The following is a 16,880-nucleotide window of genomic DNA, read 5'->3' as shown; positions in this document are numbered from 1 at the left end:
TCCAATACTAAAGCTGTTTTAAAAATTCAGTATGGAGAAAGGAGGTTTTCGTCAGTGAGATTTTTAGCATGGGGCATTATAGGCGGCGCGGCGATTTTTGGTGTAATGAAACGCTTTGGACTAATGAATAATGAACAACCAATGACACAGTCTGCTCAACAAGGCACGACACCAGTACAATTGGTTGCAAACAGTAATCCACTAACCGCAAATACACCTAAACAATAAATAGAATAGGCTACATCAAGCTTATAGACTTTGGTTTGCTAAGGGTCTATAAGCTTGTACATAGTGCCGCTGCCGCTACGTTAGTACTACGCTTTCCGCAAATAACATCTCATGCCTAAGCACAAGCGATTCCAAACGTAATTATGCCGAGGACGAGTTTGCATAAGAAATTTATTAATTCAATTGTGATAAAATTATAATGATTTGGAGCCCAGATAATTTGCGAAAAGTAGAAGTAAGCTTGTACAGCGAGAAATGGATACTGAACAGGACTCATGTATACAAGTGATCAAAAATTCGAATGTGGTTATAAAGAATGTAATCAGTTATTCAAGTTGTAAATCTTCTAATTGTTTATAGTTATACCAATTTTCACTAAGATTATGTAAAGAACTATGAAAAGGGTGATTAAAGTTGTTTCAAATAAAAAGGATATATAAAGAACACTATCCTAACGGGAAAAAAATTATCTATCAATACGTCTCCAACAACTATTATGATGTTGTCTATAAAGAACGAGAAAATGGCTGGGTAATTGATTTTACGTTAAAACATTTCGAAACCCCGTTTCACAAGTATTTGGAAGGAGAAATTTTTGAAGATCATATAGAAGATATTGAATGCTATATTGCTGAATTAAATAAAGAAGAAGTTGGAATTGTTAGCATCAGCCAAGAGAAGTGGCATAATGTGTTAAGAATTAATGATATTCATATTGATCAATCTCATCTACATAAAGGAATTGGAAGTAAATTCATGGCTTTGGTGAAAAAGCGAGCAACAGAAATAGGGGTAAGGGCGATCGTTTTAGAAACCCAAACTTCTAATTATCCTGCAATTCAATTTTACAAAAAGCATGGATTTCAACTAATTGGATGTGATTTATTAAGTTACTCCAATAATGATATTGAAAAAAAAGAAGTAAGAGTTGAAATGGGACTTGTTCTTGAAATATAAAAGGAGAGCACGTATTTATCGTGTTCTCCCTAAGAAACTATATATTATCTACTTTGAGTTTGAAGTGCTAATTTAACGCCTAGACCTATATAAACGAAACCAACTGCCTTTTCAATCCAACGTGAGCCATTGTTTGATGTCTTCGTAAAAATTTTTTCACCAATAAAGCTTGTAATAATAGCTAACAAAATAGTATATAAAGCACTCATGACAACAAAAGTAATGCCTAAAATCAATAATTGAACAGTGATCGATTGACCATTATGCTGAACAAACTGTGGTAAAAACGCTAAGAAAAATAATGCAGTTTTTGGATTTAAAATCTCCGCTAAAAAACCTTGTCGGAACGAAGAACTTGCCGAACTTTGTTCAACAGTTGGTTTTTCTATTTTTTGTGGTTTTGTTAAGAGCATTTGAATACCTAAATAAACTAGGTAAGCAACACCAATATATTTCACTATCTCAAATGCAGTGGCAGAGTTCATTAAAATTGCTGATAACCCTAATACAGCTGCTAACGTATGAACTAAATCACCTAATCCAATGCCTAGTGCTGTGAAAATACCGTTCTTTTTACCACCTTTCAACGTTTGCGTAATGGTAATGATAACAGCTGGACCAGGAATTAAAAATAAAAGAAGAACTATTGCAATAAAAGATAACATATTTATCCATCCTATTCTAATAAACTAAACATTCAATTAAGAGAATAATATAATTAACTTATTGAATGCAAAAAATATTATATGCTATCTTCTATATACCTGTCGATAATGAAATGTTGAAAAGAAGTGAAAACAACAATTTATAAAAATCAGAAAATGATTTAATTATATTTGTATAATGTTGGGAGATAGTGTTTCTGTTGATGCACTAGGAGCAGCCTCGGATTATTTGAGATATGAAAAGCAAGATTATTAATACAAAATATATTAGTCACATCCATGGGATTGTGGCTTTTATTTCGTATTTAAACTTAAAGTAGTACCAAGTACTAATAATTAATGATAGAATTAGGTGACAATATTATTGGAGGTTTTTTATGCTAGATATTCAACAAATACAAGAAGTTATTAGACATCGTTATCCGTTTTTGTTAGTGGATAGAGTATTGGAATTAGAAGAGGGGAAGAGAGCGGTAGCCATTAAAAATGTAACGATCAATGAAGAATTTTTTAATGGACATTTCCCGAATTATCCAGTGATGCCAGGTGTGTTAATTGTCGAAGCATTAGCTCAAGTAAGTGCCATTATTATGCTCACTAAAGAAGGGAATCAAGGCCGACTTGGATTACTGGCAGGTATTGATAATTGTCGCTTTAAAAAACAAGTTAAACCTGGTGATCAATTGCGTCTTGAAGTAGAAATTACACGCTTAAAGGGTGCCATTGGTAAAGGGCGAGGAATTGCAACAGTTGACGGAGAAATAGCTTGTGAAACAGAGCTTATTTTCGCATTTGGAAGTTAAGCCTATCCGATTTAGAGTACTGCAATGATTTTTTTGCAGTACTCTTGTTCATTATTGAAAGAATTTTTTCAGTATTTATTGAATAATATAATAAATGGAGACTTCGAAATGGAGGCGGTTTCATGAACTATCCCTTAGCTCTATATATAGCAATTTGTGTCATGCAATTTATCATCCTCACAAATATTACAATATTCAACGGTCAATGGGATGGGATAACAATGTGGCTATGTACTGGAATGTTTATTTTTTCAACGGCGATTTTCATCTCAAGCAGATCGAATAAAAGAAGTTCTAATGAATAACAATCCTAAATAAAATAAGACGAAAGAGTTGATAATCACAAAATCAACTCTATTTTTTTGACCGAAAAATTGAATGTGATGTCAAAATGGAACTTAACTCATTTTACTACAGTGTAAATATTGTTACAGAATAGACATAAAAACCCAAAAATAAATATATTGAGGGAAGCGTTTACATGTATACTTAAATTAAAATAACGAGAACTACTTATTAAGGGGAGATTTTATATGTCGGAAAGTACACCATTTATAAAAGATGTTCCTGATGTGAAATTTTCTATTATAATACCTGCTCATAACGAAGAAAACTATATTGGGGGGTGTCTAGAGTCGATTGCAAAGGCTGCACAACCATATAAAGATCAAGTAGAAGTTATTGTTGTGTTAAATCGTTGTACCGATAAAACGAAAGAAATTGCACAATCCTACAATTGCGTGACATTGGAAAATACCGATAAAAATTTATCTAAAATTAGAAATGCTGGAGCCGCGTTAGCAAAAGGCGAAATTCTCGTTACAATTGATGCTGATACTCGAATGACAGAGCACATGCTAACTGAAGTTGAAAAGCACTTAGCATCCAACCAATTCATTGGAGGAGGCGTGAACGGAAATTTTGAAAGAATGTCTTTAGGTATAGTAGTATCTAGCATGCTACTAATTGTTCCTTTACTGATTAAGTATGGTTTTATTTCTGTAGGGATTTTTTGGTGCTATAAAAAAGACTTTCAGGCAATAAATGGTTTTAATGAAAATATGCTAATGGCTGAAGATGCTGATTTTGCTAAGCGTTTAAAACAGTGGGGCAAGAAGCACGGTAAAAAATACGGAACGATTAAAAATGGAATGATTACTTCGTGCAGACGATTTGACCATTATGGTGACTGGATGTTACTAAAACGGCCAGATGTGATTTTAGCCTATATAAAGGGCACAAATGAGAAGGCTGCTAATGAAGCCTATTATGATGATCAAGCGAGATAATGAACCACCTTTATTTCAACATAAAAATTCTTTAAACCACTTCGTTATCAAACGAGTGGTTTTTTATGTGTGATTCTTTGGATTTTCTTAAATAATAAGACTTGCATGATAGTGTGGAGCTGGTCTTGGTCTTGCAATTGCCAATAAAATAGTCCATGTTCATGGAGGAACAATATGAGCTTCAAGTACTGTTATGCTTCCAACACATTCTTAAGAAACCTTAAGAATTCTTTCATAGATTATTAAAACAAGAGCTCCTTCTTTTATGTTTCAATAGAGGTTAGATAAAAGGAGTTGTTTTTATGTTTAGGCTGTTTTCTCAAAGATTGTTGCTGTTAAAGACAGATTTAATCTACAAAATGTGTAGGATAAATCTGTCTTTTCGGTTTGATATTTCGTGAATCGAAAATTTAACGAAGGCTCTGGTTAGTTGAAGAAAAAACATTCATTATTTTTAAAATATTTTACTTACTTCTATGTAAAATAACTATTTTCCTCGTGGCCAAATGAAATATGAAATAGATATGATAAAATCAATTCCCAGTACTAAAGACCATACTTTTAGTGTTTCAAAAAATTTAGAGCTACGGTCCGCATCATTTACTAAGTATATCAATATTAATAAAAATCCTGCTCCGATGATATATGCAAATAAATGCTGAAAAGACCCTTTCAAAGAATTACGAGCATATGCGAAACCAGTCTTTTTTTCAGGTTTTGTTCCCTCTTTTTTTATGTAGTATAAGAACCTTTCATCAGCCCAACGAACGATACTCTTTCCAAAAGCAATCGACACACCTAAATAGATAGCAGCAATTGCGTGAGACGTTGTTGCATTTCCACCCTTTAATAGATCTATAGCAGTTACGATTAACAGAAACAAATCAATCACGGGTGTTAGAAGTAAAAAGAACGATCCCATTTTTTTAAAGTTATATACATAACGTAAAGTTAGACCGAGTATTATAACAATCCAAAAACCAATTTCTGCTGCAATAATTGACCAAGTAATAAAATTCAATTAACCACCCCACACTTTTACTTACAAAAAATCTAGTAGTATAAAAACACACGCTTATATATTGTATATTATATTATAAGGAGAAATAATAAAAAATTCCACCTTTTATCAAATTCACCATATTAATTCAGCGAAAACCTCTTTTTGCTTCGCTAATTGAATAACAGCAAACCACTGAATCCGCTTAAAAAGCATCTGATAAATGGTGCTCTTTGCCTTTTCTTATTGCTTCAATTGTGAAATAGTTAGATTTTTGACAAGTTGAAATAAGCATTTGCTCTACCTGATTTTCAAATGCCAAGTTTTTATGTAACTCAAGCCAACGATACCAGTAAAGGTAACTATCCAAATAATACGTACCAACGCCCTGAAATCGTTCCATCCATCCTTTCAAACGGCGATGGAAGTTATTAACGTGTTGTATATGGAATATCCCTTTTTTTACTCGTTGATTTTCATTAAGATTAACTTGTTCGTGTTTAAGATTTTTTGCTGCTGCAAATTTTTTATAATTGGTAGTGGTATCCGTGCATAACAAAGAAGAATGGGCTACTTCTATGGCAAGCTTTCTTCCTGAGTCGAATGTTTAAAAATTTGAAGGCTATTGAAAATACAAGGGGTGAAATAATTGGCGGCAAAACTGGCTACACGGAGCAAGCAGGATTATGTTTAGCAAGTTTAGCGACAATTAAAGGCGAGGAGTATATTCTAGTAACAGTAGCTCAAGGTGATTCACGAACAGAGCAGTTCAATATTACGGATGCATTAGCTGTCTATCGACAACTTTACTAAGGATCTTTATGTATGTTTCCCGCAGTCACTAAACTTCCAATAAAATTTTTATCCAAACTAACATACTACCTTTCCATCCCTTCATATAATTTAAATATCTGAAAAATTTGGGTGACTATGTTTTAGTTATAAAAGAGTTTTCCTAATAAGGTCATTAAATCAGGTAAACCAGTATGAGAGGATGAGGGGTTTGAAGCATCCCGGCACAAATGTTTTTGAAAATAAAGAGGAATTATTCGTACCTGAAAAAGCATTAGATAAAGATTTTTGTGATCAATTAGTGAGAAAAATTCATAAAAATATATTGAATGAAAATATAACAAACGATGTTTATATGTCCTATTTCGTGATTTTTGATCAACAATATAAATTGCAAGAAATTCGATTTTTACTAGATGTGTTAAAATTACAAGCAAATGAAATCATTAGATCAAAGCCAATTTTTATTACATTATGTGGTGTCATCTTATCTTTGATTACAATAATTGCCTCAGCAATTAATATTAAATTGATGACTGGCATATCACTTGTCCAAATCGTTGCTCTAGCAGTTTTGAGTTTTAATTTAGCTATATTGTTTATTTCCTATAAAATAGAAAAAGAATATAAAAAAATAAATGAAGTCATTAAATTAATTGACTATTATTTAAGTTTTTATAAATAGCTAATTTCAATATCAATAGGGGTGTGAAAAATGTGCATAGAATTATAGATCAATTACTTTTTTTGATCGATAACATTCCTGGCGAATTTCGTCATATGTCTGAACTAGAGATTTCACAACGACCAGCGCCTCAAAAGTGGTCAAAAAAAGAGATATTAGGCCATTTATGCGACTCAGCCATTAATAATTTGGATAGGTTCATTAAAATACAATACGAAAAGCAACCCTTTCTATTAACACCGTATGACCAAGTTCATTGGGTGAAAATTCAAGGGTATCAAGAGTTACCTTTTGATGAAGTAATGAACCTATGGGTGAGCTTAAATAAAAAAATTTATATATGTTCTTAAAAATATCCCTAATGAAAAGCTCGCTCTACAATGTGGCTTTGAAAATAATCAATTAATAACTCTACAGTGGCTTATTCAAGATTATCTTGACCATATGGAGCATCATTTGAAACAGATATTTAAAATGAATCAGATTTTGAATCGTTAGTAACAGGAATAGCTATTTAGTCAGTGATAAAAAGTATCCTACGTTTTAATTCAAAATCCTCTAGCTACTATTACTAAAGTAAACACTGTAACAAAAAATCAAAAAAGAGCATTTTTTTTAACATTCCTCAAATAATAAGGTACTAAATATTTTATTTGAGGAAGTGAAGATTTGAAAAAACTCCTGTTTTTATTCCCTATTTTTTGCCTTTTAACTGTTTCCTTTTTTTATGCAGAAGTCGGCGCAGAGAAATATGAAAATAAAGGAAGGAAGTATTATGAAGAAGCGGGACAAATTGTCTGGGAGATCAATACGGATGAAAAAATTGTTGCCCTTACTTTCGATGATGGTCCACATCGGAAGTACACATCTCAGATTTTAGATGTATTAGCCAAATATCATGCGAAAGCTACTTTTTTTATTGTTGGTCAAAATGCGCAAAAAAATCCTGAGGTCATATCAAGAATGTATAAGGAAGGTCATGAATTAGCCAACCATACATTTACGCATCCTCTAAGGACGAATGTGCCGAATTTACTAAAGGAAATAAATCAAACGAATGACGTCATTCAGAACATCACAGGATTTAAGCCTACTCTATTCCGCCCTGTAGAAGGACAGTATTCAGATGCAATGATTCAAGCGATTGCTAAAGAAGGATATAAAGTTGTTATGTGGTCATGGCATTTAGATACTTTAGATTGGAAAAGTCCAGGGACTAATAGAATTGTTAACACAGTGCTAAACGGTGTCAAAGAAGGAAATATCGTTCTTTTTCATGATGGAGGCGGAAATCGTCATCAAACCGTAAAAGCGATAGAAAAAATAATTCCTGAGCTGGAAAGGCAAGGATATAAATTTGTCACAGTTTCTGAATTACTCGAAGTGCAAAATAAAAAAGACAAAAACAAATAGGCTTCAAATGTGTTCGTTTACATTGTTTTTATATGCTGTAAATTTAGAATTTCAAATAATATATTTGTTTAAAATTAATAATTTTATTCCGTTGGGAAATCAGGCTAAAGCTGTAAATAGCCTGATTTTTCATTTTCTAGGAATGACTTATCCATATCTATGAAGATTTGTTGAGAGCAACGTGAGTGAAGAGGCTCATTGGACGCCCCCAGAAAGCTATATAAGCGACAGCGATACAACGACAGCAACAAAGCGCCCAGCCGGAACGGAAATCAATCATACATTATGTTTATCATTCAAAAAAGGTACAATTACGCTAAAGAAACGAGGGGGATTGGTATTGTTGTGTAACGTTGAATTAGTTGAATGTAATAATGAGTTTTTAGAGGGCACTGGGAGTTTTTGTCTTAGAAGTAAGAAGAAATCAAGCGGATATTTAAATAAGAACAAATGGCTGAACAATAGATTTGAGGAAGGCTTAAAATATGTGCAAGTAATGGACAATAAAAAACAAGTTGGGTTTATTGAATATACAGAAGCAGAAAATTCCTCAAGAGTGGTATATGCAGACGGTTATTTAGTGATTCATTGTTTATGGGTAAGTACAGTTGGAAAAGGTTACGGAACTCGATTAATCAATAAATGTATAGAAGATGCAAAAAAGCTAGCAAAAAAAGGGGTTGTTGTTATTACGAATTCAAAAACATCATGGGCACCAAGTAAAGAGATTTTTTTGAAAAACGATTTTCAACTTATAGATACGGCGCCCTATGATTTTGAATTGCTTATCTACCCATTGAGCAACGAAGTCGAACAACCATATTTTCCGAATGATTGGGAGGACAGATTAAAAAAATTTAACGACTTAACGATATTACGGTCATTCCAATGTCCATATGTTGAAATCGCTACAGAAAATATTATAACTGGTGCAAATAAATTGAATATACAAGTTAAGCTTGTTGATCTTAAGGATAGAGAAAAGTTGATGGCATTATCACCCACCCCGTACGGTATTTTTTCTGTCATTTATAAAGGGCAGCTTCTAACTTTTCATAGACTAACAGTACATTCTGTTATAAAAAAATTAAAAGAACTAAGTTAAAAACGGCTCAGCGCTCACCCAAAATAGTCAATAAATTTTAAGTGCGAATATATGGTTATTAATGCTTATAAAAACATAGTAGAAGTTACAAAAGGTTCATAATATAGAGTGAACTTAATATCTATTTTCGAACTCAAAAGGTAAGATAGTATGATTAAAGTTCAATGATCCCGCTTTTTACATTATGACAAAAAGAAGGGGGGGAAACCTTTGGTAACAATACGCCAAAAACTAGTATCTACTTCACAAGCAATGAATATTACAAATGGTAAAAATAATGCAAAAAAGTATATTGTCGTTCATGAAACCGACAATACGAGCGTTGGTGCTGATGCTGACGCACATGCACGTCTACAAATAAATGATAATAGTAGGGAAGCTAGTTGGCATTGGCAAGTAGATGACAAAGAAGCTGTACAATCCTTTGAACATTTTTGGGAGTGCTGGGCAACAGGAACGTATGTTGGTAATAGTCAAGGAATTCAAGTGGAAATTTGCGTAAATAGTGATGGAGATTATTTAAAAGCGGTGGACAATGCAGTGAATCTTATCGCGAAAATAATAAAAGATGAAAATATAACAATTCAAAATATTGTTCAACACAATTATTTTAGTGGAAAAAATTGCCCTCGTAATATTCGTGCTGGAAAAGTACCTTGGTCTCAATTTATCGACATGGTAAAAAAAGCTGGAGATACTCAAATACCTCCAGTAGAAACACAAAAATATCGAATTTTCACGGGAACATATAGTACGCTTATAGCAGCAGAAAGCGCGGCACAGGTGATGAAAAAAACATTCGGTTGGCTTGTTTACATTGAGCAGGACGGTGCAAATTATCGTATTAGAACTGGAACTTTTACAGGAATCAATGCAGCTAAAAATGCAGAGATGAAAATAAAAAATGCTAAATTGGCGCAAGTTACGTATATTAAAGATGCATAAGAGGATATGTAATTTCTAATATTCTATGAGGATTTTAGTTGACTGCTTCGAGGAAACGGGTAAAATAGAAAAGCAGTACCATTATATACCTTCAACTTAGCAGATAATAGAGGTGCCTTTAGAAGTACTTCAAGGGCACCTTTACTTTTACAAAATCTAAAGCAATAACATCTACATAGAATAATGTGCCTAACAATATAGTGATTAAGAAATGCTGGATTTTATGAAGATTGTTGTAGGACAAGATTTGTCGTGAAATTTTGACAGTCTTTTTCTTTTCGTCTTCTCTATAACCTGTTAAGATGGTAATAGTGTGACAACAAGTTAGTGTATATGAGAGTGGTGACAATCAAGATGGATGAACAGAAAAAAGATAGTATAGAACAGCAGTCAGAACAAACACCCCCTACTGAAGTGAAACCAGCAGGACAATTTATACAAATGAAACCGTTTAAATTTATTATGCTGATGTTCTTTACAATCCTTATTACTGCAGGCTTAACAATATTTGCGTTAACATTTGGAGATAAGAAAGCAGTGGAAGTAAAAGTACCGACTGTGCGTAAGGAATTTTCAAAATTGTACGAAGCCTATGATTTGCTTAAAAACAACTATTACAAAGATATCGACGATGCGAAAGTGGTCGATGGCGCAATTAATGGCATGTTTGACGCTTTAGGTGATCCGTATTCTGATTTCATGGTGAAGCAAGAAGCAGATCAATTTAAGTCTGGTTTGTCTTCTAGTTTCCAAGGAATTGGTGCGGAAATTCAAGAGCGTAACGGCTCTATTACAGTTGTGTCACCTATTAAAAATTCACCTGCTGAAAAAGCGGGACTATTACCGAAAGATATTATCTTAACTGTAGATGGAAAAAGCATTCATGGGTTAAGTGCATCTGAAGCGGTAGCTCGTATTCGTGGTGAAAAAGGAACACCAGTAAAATTAACCGTGAAAAGGGAAGGAAACGCTGAGCCTCTTAATATGACAATTGTCCGTGATGAAATTCCGGTTGAAACGGTTTATGGTGAAATGCTTGAAGGGGATATTGCCCATATTCAAATCACGTCATTTAGCGAAGATACAGCAAAAGAATTTGAGAAGATTCTTGCAGATTACGAAGGTAAGGGCTTGAAAGGTATCGTTTTAGATGTACGCCAAAATCCAGGTGGTTACCTAGATGCTGCAATAGAAATTTCGAATTTATTTGTTCCAGAAGGTAAACCGATTGTCCAAGTACAACAAAAAGATGAAGAGCCGAAAATTACCAATGCTATTGCTGGTAAAAAATATAATATTCCAGTAACAGTCCTTGTTGATAGCGGCAGTGCTTCTGCTTCTGAAATATTAGCTGGAGCATTAAAAGAGTCTGTCGGTGCTAAAATTGTTGGAGAAACATCGTTTGGTAAAGGTACAGTGCAAAATGTCACACCATTAAAAGATGGCTCTAACCTAAAATTCACAACAGGTAAATGGCTAACACCAAACGGTAACTGGATTCACGAAAAAGGAATTGCACCAGATGTTAAAGTGTCATACCCATCTTATGCATCATTACCATATTTAGATCCATCTATGGAAATGAAAAAGGATATGCAGTCTAACTCTGTAAAAGCGGCACAAGAAATGCTAGAAGTTTTAGGATATGAGCCTGGTAAAGCAAACGGTATTTTTGATCAATCCACAGAACGTGCAGTGAAAAAACTGCAAGCTGCAAGTGGTCTTGAAGAAACTGGCGTTTTAACTGGCGATACAACGTATGCTTTAATGGATGCATTACGTGCTAAAATAAAAGCAGATGACCCTCAATTGTTAAAAGCAAAAGAACTGCTTACTGGTACACCAGCAAAAACTGAGTAAACTACAAACTAACAAAGTAGCTGTCGCAGCAGGCGTCTCAAGTGGCCTTTTGCGACAGCTTTTTTTATCGGAGGTAATAATTGTGAAGGACGTATACTTATTTAGTGGCTTTTTAGGAAGTGGAAAAACATCCATGCTAACAGATGTTATTCGACAACTAAAGGAAAAAAATTTAAAGCCTGCTGTTATTATGAATGAGCTAGGAAAACTCCCATTTGACTCACAGGCTGTGGAAAAGGATATTCCGCTTAAGGAAATGCTAGAGGGCTGTATTTGCTGCTCTGGCGCTGAGAAAACAGAGGCTCAAATTCAATCTCTTCTATTAGATAGTGACTTTGATGTCTTAATTATAGAAACAACAGGTGCTGCACATCCTGTTGAAGCATTAGACGCTGTTTATTCACCGTTATTTGCGGAACAGTTAAATGTCAAAGGAATTGTCACGGTCGCTGACTCGAAGCTGTGGCTTAATCGGGAAACATTAACTCCACAAGTACGCTCCTTATTTATGGAACAAATCCGTCACGCACATTTATTGCTGGCCAACAAAACAGATTTATTAACAGAGGCAGAGCAGGCACAGGTTGTTTATGAGCTACAAGGCTTCAATCCTCATGCCTTTATTTTGCAAACTACAAATGGTCGAGTACCGTTACGTTTATTAGAAGATTTAAAGGCAACAGCTCAGGTGGATAAGCAAGATGTTGTGAAAGCCCCAATAGCATCAATGCATCTTGGTTCACGATTAGTTGAATTTAAGGATGTTGACTTTACACAGGAGCAATTTGAGGATTGGGTGCGCACATTGCCTGAAAACGTGTATCGAATGAAAGGCTATGTGCCAATTGAAGGTATAAAAAATCCTATGCTGTTTCAATATGCGTATGGCATGGTCCAATGGCTTCCAGAATACGTAAAAATGCCCGCAAAACTCGTTATTATTGGTGAAGATGTAAGTAGTTTAAACGTTATAGGTATTAATATATAGACATATAAAATCTGCTAATTACTACTAATAAGACATGAAAGTTCCGTTCATTTTGTCTTATGTAAGTAGTAATCATGGCAGATTTTTTTGTGGATTAGTAAAATGAAGGAAGTGTGAATCACTATTTTAAGACTTTATTTTGCTCGCCTCTCTATTTGAATATTGAAAATAATTAATAGTTTTTTAGAGGTGTCAACCCTATTTGAAACGTAAGTATTTCATAGGCTGGTGGAACTTGCTAAAAATTATTGCCAAAAACCCTCTGTTTGATGCGAATTTATGTCTCTGATGGTGTTGTTAGCAGATGCTGGCAAGAAATTTATTAAATTCGTACTTTACGATTGTTTGCAGAGAAGGAGGAATTGCAAAAATGAAAAAAACACTAACTGCAATTTGTGCAACATTTTTATTAGCAGCTCCAATTCAAATGGCTTCCGCTGCAGCAAATACTACAGAGGGGAACACAACATCAGACTGTAATAAAGTTTCTTATCATAAATGGTCAAATAATCAATGGTCAAACCAATGGTCAAATCATAAGTGGTATGTAAATGTACCACAAACACAAGCACCATCACAAGAAACACAAGCACCAGAAAAAAATCAAACACCAACTAACAATACACAAACAACAACTAACAATACACAAACAGCTCAAAAAGATAATACAGCTACTGCACCAGCTCAGTCTACACCATCAACAACTACTTCAGATGTGAATGCATTTGAACAAGAAGTAGTAAAATTAACGAATGCTGAACGTACAAAAGCTGGTTTAGCACCATTTAAAACGGATGATCAACTGATGGCAGCTGCTCGTGAAAAATCACAAGATATGCAATCTAAAAACTATTTTTCACATACAAGCCCAACATTCGGTTCTCCATTTGATCGTATGAAAGCTTTAGGTATTACGTATAAGAGTGCAGGTGAAAATATTGCACAAGGTCAACGTACGCCTCAAGAAGTAGTACAAGGTTGGATGAATTCACCAGGTCACCGTGCGAATATTTTAAATGAGAAATTTACGCATATTGGTGTTGGTTATGTGAAGTCAGGTAACTACTGGACACAACAGTTTATCCAAAAATAATAATAGCTTTATTGCATAATAGGGTCCACTAAGACGTAAAAGGCTTAGTGGACATCTTTTTTTATATAACATTACATAATCAGGAATTTAGGCTTTGTAGGTAGTGAGATTTTTTCATTTTTGTGTTGTAAAAACTTTCCTTGGTGTTATTTATGTGCATAATCAATAAAGTGGCGGCTAATTGCAGGAACATACACGAAATAGGCGGTTGCTAATAACGCTATTCTCGAAATGAAGCTTTTTATCGAATGCCGAATCAATTAAACTATACAATTAATACCTAGTATTCCTAAACCATATTGATAAATAGTCATATTCTATTAATATCAATTGAATTTAAGGGAGTAGTGAAATGGAAAAATCCTCATGCAATTGTGATTGCAACAATAATGTATTTCGATTAAATAAAGTTTCTTCATGTCCAGTTTGTTTCGGTAGTTCTGCTCTACCTCAAGTTCCTAATAATTTTACGACAGGAGCAATATGGAGAAATCCAGCAACAGAGACGATTGTGGTTACGCTTCTGAATAGAACAAATACATCTCAAACAGTGACAGTTTCAGTAATAGATTGGCAAAGTTTGTGATCAAGCTGAAATGCCAAAGGACGCTTTTTTATGTGGAGAATCCCAACCTTCACTTTTTAATGGAACACCTAAGCCTCTTACATTTACTATTCCAGCTAAAAAACTTTTCACCGTTCATGCAACTCCGCAAAATGCATGGCAATCAGTTGACCTTGTTTATGAGGTGCTTGTAATGCTCCCACCTGATCCCGTCGCGCCACCTGATCCAATTACACCATTTTTCACTCCAGGTGACCCAATTATCTTTAATACATGGGGGATAAATAATACAGGTGTTCCTCAAGAAGGGAATACAGTATTACATCATTAGTTTCAACGAACTCTTCTTTTTTAAAAATAACTATCTTTGTAATCAAAAGTCAGGGCTCACTAAATGTGAGTACCTGAGTTTTTTTAATTTTATATTATTTTCTCTTTGCTAAAATGCGAGCGTTTATTCTGAGGTAATTAAAATTAAAATCAAACGTTCTAGCGAGGAGCGAGAAAAATGTTCATAGACAGTAGGTCAATGTAATAAAGTGATTACGTTTTTATTTTATATTCTAATTTTGATTTTTAACAATATTTACAATTATAGGTTCATCACAAAAAATGTGGATGATTTTTGTTAAAACGTCTACTATGTAAATAGTTGATTGGAGTGGAGACTGGGCGACTCCTCGGGGATTAGCGTCACAGATGAGACCCTGCAGCGCAGCGAAGCGGCTCATCGGACGCCCCCAGGAAAGCGCCCGGTCGGAACGGAAATCAACCACACGTTTTGGTGTTGATCCTAATTATAAAAGTTCTTGAAAATTTTGGTTATTTATATAAAGATATGATTGTACTTCAAAATCGAAAGGGGATATGATTTGAAAAACACAAAGCACGTTTTTAATCCAAAAGGTTTTCGATTTAATGTATTAAGATTAGCTGTGGTTTTAATGCTTACTATTGGTACATTTTTTGTAAGTGGAAATACAACTACTTTAGCTGCTCCTGTCTCTGTGTATTTAAGTGATGAGTTAACTCCTACTTCAGTTATAGGAGATATAGAGCAAATGACACCTAATAATTCTTCTTATAATAAGGAACAATCGTTTTATAAAACACAGTTATCTATTAATGGTGTGAAATATGATAAAGGGATTGGCTCGCATGCAAATAGTTCAATTAAGTATAATTTGAATGGACAGTATACTAAATTTACAGTTGATTAGGAATAGATGATCAAGTAGCGCCAGGTCATGGTTCTGTGAATTTTGTGATAATTGCTGATGGTAAAATTTGTATATAAGTCCGGTAAAAAAATCAAACGAACCAGCTGAACACGTAGAAGTAGATATCGCAGGAAAAAATACACTTGAGTTAGTTGCGTATAATGCGAATGATAATATTGACAATGATCATGCCGACTGGGCAGATGCGAAATTGTTTAAATAAAAAATACAAGTCACTTGCGAATGTAGAGTTTGGTTTCCAGGTTGTTACCCATGTAAACTGTGGTATTATACGGGTGGAGCCAACATTGCACTAAAAGTGTAGTATCTCGAAAAAGCAAGTACAGGATCATTACGAATTATCTCTTTTAACGGATTTAATTTCGAAAAAGTCCTGAAGCAATAAACTAATAACCAGGCGCTCGATTGAGTACCTGGTTATTGCATGTTCTTATAATATTGCAATAGCTCTGACAGGAGCACCATCAGCATTTTCGTATTTCATTGGTAGAGCATAAAACGTGAACAGTTCATTGCCTATTTCACCGAGATTAGTTAAATTTTCAACGATGACAAAATTTGAATCAAATAGCACTTTCTTATGATTTGTTAAACTTGTCATAGAGTCGATGCTTATGACATCGAGCCCTACACCTTTTTTATTACTTTTAATTAGGTATTCAGCAACCTCTTCTGTCATGTGTGGGTAGTCACCAAAATACTTATCTGTGCCCCAGTATTGATCCCATCCTGTATAAAATAAAAGAAAATCAGCTTGATCAGCTCTTTTCTTCACTTTATTTATTCTGTCTAAAGTTATTTTTTGACCTTCTGTAAGATCACTACAATCGATGACCAAACCTTTACCTACAAATTGCTCCACTGAGATTACATCTAATGTAATACCGTCTTTAAAAATATGATTTGGCGCATCCATATGCGTGCCAGTATGTGAAGTCAAAGTTAAAGCTGTTTCTTTAAATCCGTCAGATTCATGATTACATATTATTTTTAATGATGGCTGATCAGTGCCTGGGTAGACTGTTATTTTTTCAGTTAATGTGTGAGTTAAATCAATAATCTTCATTATTATACCTCGCTGTAATTAAGATTTATTAATTGTACCATTAAAAAAAGCCACTTTGTTAGGTTTAAATAACCGTTAAGCGGATAACATAGATTCGTTATTTCCAGCTTAGCGGTTTTTATATACCTACACTAAAGAGATACAAGAAGAAATATATCTGTCGCTGCGTTTTCGGCACTAAAGAC

At 34.1% G+C, this 16,880-nt stretch carries 19 protein-coding genes and 1 pseudogene; 16 read left to right on the top strand and 4 right to left on the bottom strand.

The annotated features are described in order from the left end of the window. Window positions 1–54 precede the first annotated feature (54 nt). Together ACIQ7N_RS15005 and ACIQ7N_RS15000 are read left to right on the top strand one after the other, a co-directional pair. Window positions 55–228, top strand: coding sequence for a hypothetical protein (locus ACIQ7N_RS15005; RefSeq protein WP_402933433.1), 174 nt, complete (start codon window positions 55–57; stop codon window positions 226–228). Between the two features lie 414 nt (window positions 229–642). Beyond that, window positions 643–1,185, top strand: coding sequence for a GNAT family N-acetyltransferase (locus ACIQ7N_RS15000; protein ID WP_402933430.1), 543 nt, complete (start codon window positions 643–645; stop codon window positions 1,183–1,185). Window positions 1,186–1,229: 44 nt separating this feature from the next. Here the strand turns inward: ACIQ7N_RS15000 and ACIQ7N_RS14995 are convergent, their stop codons facing one another. Then, window positions 1,230–1,850: a LysE family translocator gene (locus tag ACIQ7N_RS14995; protein WP_049665446.1), complete on the bottom strand. Its 621-nt coding sequence runs from the start codon at window positions 1,848–1,850 to the stop codon at window positions 1,230–1,232. Between the two features lie 377 nt (window positions 1,851–2,227). On the opposite strand from ACIQ7N_RS14995, the gene fabZ reads away from it, so the two are divergent. Next, window positions 2,228–2,653, top strand: coding sequence for a 3-hydroxyacyl-ACP dehydratase FabZ (gene fabZ, locus ACIQ7N_RS14990; protein WP_132357947.1), 426 nt, complete (start codon window positions 2,228–2,230; stop codon window positions 2,651–2,653). Window positions 2,654–3,186: 533 nt separating this feature from the next. Next, window positions 3,187–3,942 (top strand): glycosyltransferase, encoded by a 756-nt coding sequence (locus tag ACIQ7N_RS14985; protein ID WP_402933427.1) that lies wholly within the window; start codon window positions 3,187–3,189, stop codon window positions 3,940–3,942. 487 nt (window positions 3,943–4,429) lie between these two features. Here ACIQ7N_RS14985 and ACIQ7N_RS14980 read toward each other — a convergent pair whose 3' ends face one another. Together ACIQ7N_RS14980 and ACIQ7N_RS14975 are read right to left on the bottom strand one after the other, a co-directional pair. Then, a complete protein-coding gene (locus ACIQ7N_RS14980) occupies window positions 4,430–4,963 on the bottom strand; it encodes a hypothetical protein (protein ID WP_402933424.1) in 534 nt (177 codons plus the stop codon). A 184-nt stretch (window positions 4,964–5,147) separates the two neighbouring features. Continuing rightward, window positions 5,148–5,507 (bottom strand): annotated as a pseudogene (locus ACIQ7N_RS14975) (IS1595 family transposase); the annotation flags it as partial. Window positions 5,508–5,557: 50 nt separating this feature from the next. Here ACIQ7N_RS14975 and ACIQ7N_RS14970 point away from each other — a divergent pair. The 12 genes from ACIQ7N_RS14970 (at window position 5,558) to ACIQ7N_RS14915 (ending at window position 15,831) form a co-directional block, all read left to right on the top strand. After that, the gene (locus ACIQ7N_RS14970; RefSeq protein WP_402933422.1) at window positions 5,558–5,755 is read left to right on the top strand and encodes a hypothetical protein; all 198 of its coding nucleotides are present in this window, start codon (window positions 5,558–5,560) and stop codon (window positions 5,753–5,755) included. Between the two features lie 190 nt (window positions 5,756–5,945). Then, window positions 5,946–6,419 (top strand): hydroxymyristoyl-ACP dehydratase, encoded by a 474-nt coding sequence (locus tag ACIQ7N_RS14965; protein WP_402933419.1) that lies wholly within the window; start codon window positions 5,946–5,948, stop codon window positions 6,417–6,419. A 32-nt stretch (window positions 6,420–6,451) separates the two neighbouring features. Then, window positions 6,452–6,769 (top strand): hypothetical protein, encoded by a 318-nt coding sequence (locus tag ACIQ7N_RS14960; RefSeq protein WP_402933416.1) that lies wholly within the window; start codon window positions 6,452–6,454, stop codon window positions 6,767–6,769. A gap of 319 nt (window positions 6,770–7,088) precedes the next feature. After that, the gene (locus ACIQ7N_RS14955; RefSeq protein ID WP_402933413.1) at window positions 7,089–7,832 is read left to right on the top strand and encodes a polysaccharide deacetylase family protein; all 744 of its coding nucleotides are present in this window, start codon (window positions 7,089–7,091) and stop codon (window positions 7,830–7,832) included. A gap of 340 nt (window positions 7,833–8,172) precedes the next feature. Beyond that, window positions 8,173–8,937: a GNAT family N-acetyltransferase gene (locus ACIQ7N_RS14950; protein ID WP_402933410.1), complete on the top strand. Its 765-nt coding sequence runs from the start codon at window positions 8,173–8,175 to the stop codon at window positions 8,935–8,937. 210 nt (window positions 8,938–9,147) lie between these two features. Next, window positions 9,148–9,882, top strand: coding sequence for a peptidoglycan recognition protein family protein (locus ACIQ7N_RS14945; protein WP_402933407.1), 735 nt, complete (start codon window positions 9,148–9,150; stop codon window positions 9,880–9,882). 354 nt (window positions 9,883–10,236) lie between these two features. Further along, on the top strand, window positions 10,237–11,742 hold the full coding sequence (locus tag ACIQ7N_RS14940) for a lmo1851 family serine protease (RefSeq protein WP_402933405.1): 1,506 nt from the start codon (window positions 10,237–10,239) through the stop codon (window positions 11,740–11,742). An 82-nt stretch (window positions 11,743–11,824) separates the two neighbouring features. After that, a complete protein-coding gene (locus ACIQ7N_RS14935) occupies window positions 11,825–12,730 on the top strand; it encodes a CobW family GTP-binding protein (protein ID WP_402933402.1) in 906 nt (301 codons plus the stop codon). A 370-nt stretch (window positions 12,731–13,100) separates the two neighbouring features. Continuing rightward, on the top strand, window positions 13,101–13,823 hold the full coding sequence (locus tag ACIQ7N_RS14930; protein ID WP_402933400.1) for a CAP domain-containing protein: 723 nt from the start codon (window positions 13,101–13,103) through the stop codon (window positions 13,821–13,823). Window positions 13,824–14,419: 596 nt separating this feature from the next. Next, entirely contained in the window at window positions 14,420–14,719 is a 300-nt protein-coding gene (locus tag ACIQ7N_RS14925; protein WP_402933397.1) for a hypothetical protein, read from the top strand. 541 nt (window positions 14,720–15,260) lie between these two features. Further along, window positions 15,261–15,608 (top strand): NPCBM/NEW2 domain-containing protein, encoded by a 348-nt coding sequence (locus ACIQ7N_RS14920; RefSeq protein WP_402933394.1) that lies wholly within the window; start codon window positions 15,261–15,263, stop codon window positions 15,606–15,608. A 67-nt stretch (window positions 15,609–15,675) separates the two neighbouring features. Next, window positions 15,676–15,831, top strand: a complete 156-nt coding sequence (locus ACIQ7N_RS14915) for an NPCBM/NEW2 domain-containing protein (protein ID WP_402933391.1) — start codon at window positions 15,676–15,678, stop codon at window positions 15,829–15,831. A gap of 228 nt (window positions 15,832–16,059) precedes the next feature. Here ACIQ7N_RS14915 and ACIQ7N_RS14910 read toward each other — a convergent pair whose 3' ends face one another. Beyond that, window positions 16,060–16,695, bottom strand: coding sequence for a cyclase family protein (locus ACIQ7N_RS14910; RefSeq protein WP_402933389.1), 636 nt, complete (start codon window positions 16,693–16,695; stop codon window positions 16,060–16,062). Between the last annotated feature and the right edge of the window lie 185 nt (window positions 16,696–16,880).

The organism is Lysinibacillus sp. NPDC095746 (assembly GCF_044763535.1).
GTDB lineage: Bacteria > Bacillota > Bacilli > Bacillales_A > Planococcaceae > Lysinibacillus.
Note: the sequence above shows the minus strand (reverse complement) of the source record. Positions and strands in the feature narration are given on the sequence as shown.

Bases quoted from the DNA above. Each gene is read 5' to 3' on its own strand.
- ACIQ7N_RS14995 (WP_049665446.1), bottom strand. From the start codon at position 1,850: ATGTTATCTTTTATTGCAATAGTTCTTCTTTTATTTTTAATTCCTGGT.
- fabZ (WP_132357947.1), top strand. From the start codon at position 2,228: ATGCTAGATATTCAACAAATACAAGAAGTTATTAGACATCGTTATCCG.
- ACIQ7N_RS14985 (WP_402933427.1), top strand. From the start codon at position 3,187: ATGTCGGAAAGTACACCATTTATAAAAGATGTTCCTGATGTGAAATTT.
- ACIQ7N_RS14940 (WP_402933405.1), top strand. From the start codon at position 10,237: ATGGATGAACAGAAAAAAGATAGTATAGAACAGCAGTCAGAACAAACA.
- ACIQ7N_RS14930 (WP_402933400.1), top strand. From the start codon at position 13,101: ATGAAAAAAACACTAACTGCAATTTGTGCAACATTTTTATTAGCAGCT.
- ACIQ7N_RS14925 (WP_402933397.1), top strand. From the start codon at position 14,420: ATGCCAAAGGACGCTTTTTTATGTGGAGAATCCCAACCTTCACTTTTT.
- ACIQ7N_RS14910 (WP_402933389.1), bottom strand. From the start codon at position 16,695: ATGAAGATTATTGATTTAACTCACACATTAACTGAAAAAATAACAGTC.